A 4,171-nucleotide genomic window follows, 5' to 3' on the forward strand; every position below is an offset into this window, starting at 1 on the left:
CGACGATAGTGTGAAGACGCGACAATAGCAAGCTGCCAGGTCCTTTTTTTATGCCTTCCAACAGGAGGGCTTTTTTTATTGAATTCGTTTACTTCTTCTTGTATCATTATGGGAGGAGGGCATATCATATGAAAAATATAGTTATTACTGATAAAGACATTCCTTTAGAGTTATTTAAAGAAAGTGTTATTGTAAATCTGAATAATATTAAATATAGTGCTTGTACTGGTGATTATACATGCCTAAAAAAACGATCACCTTGTCGTTATCATGATGATATATCGGTCATTAATCAATGGATTGGAGAAGCTTCTTTGATTATATTAGTGACTCATATTTATTGTGGATGCTTTGATACACCTCTAAAATCCTTTATAGAACGCAATATTGCCTCATATGAGCCTTATTATACAACTGTGGATGGAACAACCTGTCATGCATCTTTAGCTCAGCAATCAAAGAAAATCCTTCTTATAGGTTATGGTGATATATCGGAACAGGAACAGAAGATGTTGATGAATTATTTACATGATTCTCTTTTAGGTTATTCTATTTCTTCTATTAATACTTATTTTTGTACTGAAGAAGAATTAGACAATTCTCTTAAGACATTTGGAGGTGTTGATCGTGGATAATACTTTAATCATCTTATCTGGTTTAATATATACAAATAAAGTTATGTATAACCAGGCATATAAGCTTGCTCACTATCTTAAAAACGATGTCACTATTAAAACATTACAAGTGATAGAAGATAAAGATTTAGTAGATAATGATACTCTTATTTTCATGTTTCCTATCTCTTCGCAAACTATCCCTTCATGTATGCTTGATTATATGAAAAATAATGAGTCTTTAATGAATCATAAAACTATTTATTGTGTCATGTATTGTGATGAATATGAAACAGATTATTGTGACTATGCCCAAGAGATTATGGAGTTATATAGTAAGAAAATAAATGCAGTTTATAAAGGTACATTAAAAATTGGTGCTTACTTCTTATTAGACCATATTCCTTATACATGGCGTGTATCTAATGAATTAAAAAATTTTGCATTAGATATAAGAAAAGCGAAAGAAAGTGTCTTAGATATCACATTTTTTTCTAAAAAACAGTTCTTAAAAGAAGGAAATAAGTTCTGGGAAAAAGCCTATAAATCACAAAAATAGTAATTCATTTTATGTCCTTTATTACGTGCTTTTTTTGTATTTTATCTCTTGAAATAGAAGATAGATTTTGTTATACTACTCAAGGATAATTTATTAGGAGGCATTACAGAAGTGAATAAAAAAGAATTAATCAATATCGTTTCTGAAAAAAGAGATTTAACAAAAAAAGACGCTGAAATTCTTGTGAATACAGTTTTTGATACGATGGTAGAAAGTATGATTGATGGTGACAAAGTTCTTATTTCTGGCTTCGGTACATTTAAAATCAATCACTGCCATGAACGTAAGGGTGTTTCACCTAAGACTAAGGAACCTATTATCATTCCTGCAAGTCGTACAGTTTCTTTCAAACCAAGTAATAGATTAAAAGATGCAATGAACTAATGCATCTTTTTTGTTTATATACAGTTAATAATTTTTATGTATAATAGTATCAGGAGTTGATGAAAATGAGTTATTATTTAATGACAAATCCAGGTTATATGCTTGGTACAATTTTAGTAGTTATTGCGATGGTTTTTTCTTTATACTGCCAGGCCAAGATTAAATCTACATACGCGAAATACCGTCAAAAACAAAATAGCCGTGGTATCACAGGGGCACAAGTGGCTAGAGAAATATTAGATTCTCATGGAATGACTCATGTACCAGTTTATGAAGTACATGGAGAATTATCAGATCACTTTGATCCTTCTAATAATAGTGTATCTCTTTCGAGTGACATATATCATGGTACAACCATTGCATCATGTGCTGTTGCAGCACATGAATGTGGTCATGCCATTCAATATCATGAAAACTACATGCCAATACGTGTAAGAAATGCGATTATTCCTTTATGTAATGTAGGAAATTATTTAGGTTGGATTGCGATTATGATTGGACTTGCATTAGGATCTACTAAACTTGCCTTTTTAGGTTTCTTCCTTATGTGTGGTATCTTAGCTTTCCAGATTATTACATTGCCAGTAGAAATTAATGCATCAAAAAGAGGACTTGCAATATTACAATCTCAATACTTGAATGAAAATGAATATGCAGGTGCATGGCAGATGCTTTATGCTGCTGCATTGACTTATGTTGCTGGAGTATGTGCAACTCTTGCAAGTATGTTAAGAATTCTCTTTATGATATTAAGCAGTTCTAATAGAGATTCAAATTGATGAATCTCTTTTTTTTTAATCTTAAATGCGCTATAATAGTGGCACTATGGAGGTCGTTATGAATTATAATAAGAAAGATAAAAACTGGATTTATCATTTAATCATTGCAGTATTAGTGGTTATTTTGATTGTAGTCTCTTTCTGCATGTTAAGCATACATGTTCCTTATTTTAATCATGAAAATGATATCGCATTAGAAAGAAATAAGATCATTAATAAACATAAACTTAACTATGATGATTACTTCAATGAATACAACAGCTCTAAGACCTACTATATCATTCGTATTAAAGACAAGAAGAAAAAGAAGGTCTATCAGGTTTACAATACTAAATATAAATTAGTAGATAGCTATAGTGGTTCTATCGCTAAAGAGGAAGATGTCATCAATACAATCAATAATGAATATAAAGTAAGTGTAAGTAGTTTATCTATAGGTTATGAAAATGGTGATCTTGTTTATTTTGGAAAATATCAGAATGATGAGCACCTCTATTATTTCTATTACTCTTTAGATGAAGGAAAGTTTGTGAAGTATTATCGTCTATGAGTACAGAAATGTTGAAAGATTATCAGTGTATAGACTTTAAGAAGCTATTATTACTTAAAGGAAAGTCTATAGGGCTAAAAGATGAAGAAACACATATATTATTATTGATGATGACTTTAGGTGATTTAGGTGTAAGACCTATATATCCTCAAAAGATTGCGGAATTCTCATCTCTATCTGTTAAAGAAATTGATGATATTATGATTAGACTTGTTGACAAACATTATCTTGATCGTATTAACTTAAAAATTGATTTCAAACCTTTAGAAAAGCTATTACTAGGTATGAAGGTAGAAAAGAAAGAAGAAGTCAATCTTGTAGAAATATTTGAAGATGCTTTTGGACGTACAATGAGTATTATGGATATTGAATATATCAATCAGTTTAAAAGAACTGGATATGATGATGAAATGATTGTATCTGCTTTAAGAGAAGCAGTGAAATCTAATGCCCTTTCTTTTAGATATATTGAAAGAGTATTAGAAAACTGGGCTCATTCTAAGAATTATATTAAGAAATATCAAGAAGAAGAGCCAGAAGTAAGTGAAGAAGTAAGAAATTATAACTGGTGGGAAAATGATTAAAACAAAACAAGATCGAATACTCAATACATTTGATGAAATGTTTCCAGATGCACGCTGTGTATTGAATCATTCTAATAATCTAGAATTACTTGTTGCAGTAATGTTATCAGCACAAACAACAGATGAAGCAGTGAACAAACTGACTACTCATCTATTTAAAAAATATCAGACAGTAGAAGACTATGCGAGTGCATCATTGCCTGAATTAGAGTCAGATCTCCATTCTATCGGCCTTTATAGGAATAAGGCTAAGAATATCAAGGCTATGGCTGAAGCTCTTCAGACACGCTTTAATGGCGTTGTACCAGCTTCTCATAAAGAATTAATTACTTTACCAGGAGTAGGAAGAAAAACAGCCAATGTTGTCATGGCAGAAGGATTTGGTTATCCCGCTATTGCGGTAGATACTCATGTAGAACGTATCTCTAAAAGACTTGGATTTGCGAAAGCGGATGATACAGTATTGACTGTAGAAAAGAAGCTCATGAAGACTATTCCTAAAAATAGATGGATCAAAACACATCATCAAATGATCTTCTTTGGAAGATATCATTGTAAGGCGATGTCTCCCCATTGTAAGGAATGTCCACTAGTAGATATATGTAAAGAAAAGAACAAGAAGCTCTAAGAATCCTTATGGATTCTTTCGTATTATAGAACTAGAAGTTATTCAAGTAATAATTCTAGTTTTTTATTTTATC

Annotated in this window: 7 protein-coding genes; all 7 read left to right on the forward strand. The window is 31.0% G+C overall.

The window, feature by feature from the left end:
* Positions 1–128 precede the first annotated feature (128 nt).
* The 7 genes from DW269_RS12135 (at position 129) to nth (ending at position 4,098) form a co-directional block, all read left to right on the forward strand.
* A complete protein-coding gene (locus DW269_RS12135; protein ID WP_117460242.1) occupies positions 129–635 on the forward strand; it encodes a flavodoxin family protein in 507 nt (168 codons plus the stop codon).
* A complete protein-coding gene (locus DW269_RS12140; protein ID WP_117460244.1) occupies positions 628–1,173 on the forward strand; it encodes a hypothetical protein in 546 nt (181 codons plus the stop codon). The genes DW269_RS12135 and DW269_RS12140 overlap by 8 nt, the downstream gene beginning before the upstream one ends.
* Positions 1,174–1,284: 111 nt before the next feature.
* The gene (locus DW269_RS12145; protein WP_022424200.1) at positions 1,285–1,557 is read left to right on the forward strand and encodes an HU family DNA-binding protein; all 273 of its coding nucleotides are present in this window, start codon (positions 1,285–1,287) and stop codon (positions 1,555–1,557) included.
* 65 nt (positions 1,558–1,622) lie between these two features.
* Complete coding sequence (locus DW269_RS12150) at positions 1,623–2,336, forward strand: zinc metallopeptidase (RefSeq protein ID WP_328290973.1); 714 nt, start codon at positions 1,623–1,625, stop codon at positions 2,334–2,336.
* A gap of 58 nt (positions 2,337–2,394) precedes the next feature.
* On the forward strand, positions 2,395–2,886 hold the full coding sequence (locus tag DW269_RS12155) for a hypothetical protein (RefSeq protein WP_117460248.1): 492 nt from the start codon (positions 2,395–2,397) through the stop codon (positions 2,884–2,886).
* A gap of 8 nt (positions 2,887–2,894) precedes the next feature.
* Positions 2,895–3,470, forward strand: a complete 576-nt coding sequence (locus DW269_RS12160) for a DnaD domain-containing protein (RefSeq protein ID WP_233503297.1) — start codon at positions 2,895–2,897, stop codon at positions 3,468–3,470.
* Positions 3,463–4,098: an endonuclease III gene (nth, locus tag DW269_RS12165; protein WP_117460252.1), complete on the forward strand. Its 636-nt coding sequence runs from the start codon at positions 3,463–3,465 to the stop codon at positions 4,096–4,098. Before DW269_RS12160 ends, nth begins: the two co-directional genes overlap by 8 nt.
* Positions 4,099–4,171: the final 73 nt, after the last annotated feature.

Source organism: Catenibacterium sp. AM22-6LB, from assembly GCF_003435615.1.
GTDB classification, from domain to species: domain Bacteria; phylum Bacillota_I; class Bacilli_A; order Erysipelotrichales; family Coprobacillaceae; genus Catenibacterium; species Catenibacterium mitsuoka_A.

Excerpts from the sequence above, each read along its gene's own strand:
- DW269_RS12150 (WP_328290973.1), top strand. The coding sequence starts at position 1,623 with ATGAGTTATTATTTAATGACAAATCCAGGTTATATGCTTGGTACAATT.
- DW269_RS12155 (WP_117460248.1), top strand. The coding sequence starts at position 2,395 with ATGAATTATAATAAGAAAGATAAAAACTGGATTTATCATTTAATCATT.
- DW269_RS12135 (WP_117460242.1), top strand. The coding sequence starts at position 129 with ATGAAAAATATAGTTATTACTGATAAAGACATTCCTTTAGAGTTATTT.
- nth (WP_117460252.1), top strand. The coding sequence starts at position 3,463 with ATGATTAAAACAAAACAAGATCGAATACTCAATACATTTGATGAAATG.
- DW269_RS12160 (WP_233503297.1), top strand. The coding sequence starts at position 2,895 with ATGTTGAAAGATTATCAGTGTATAGACTTTAAGAAGCTATTATTACTT.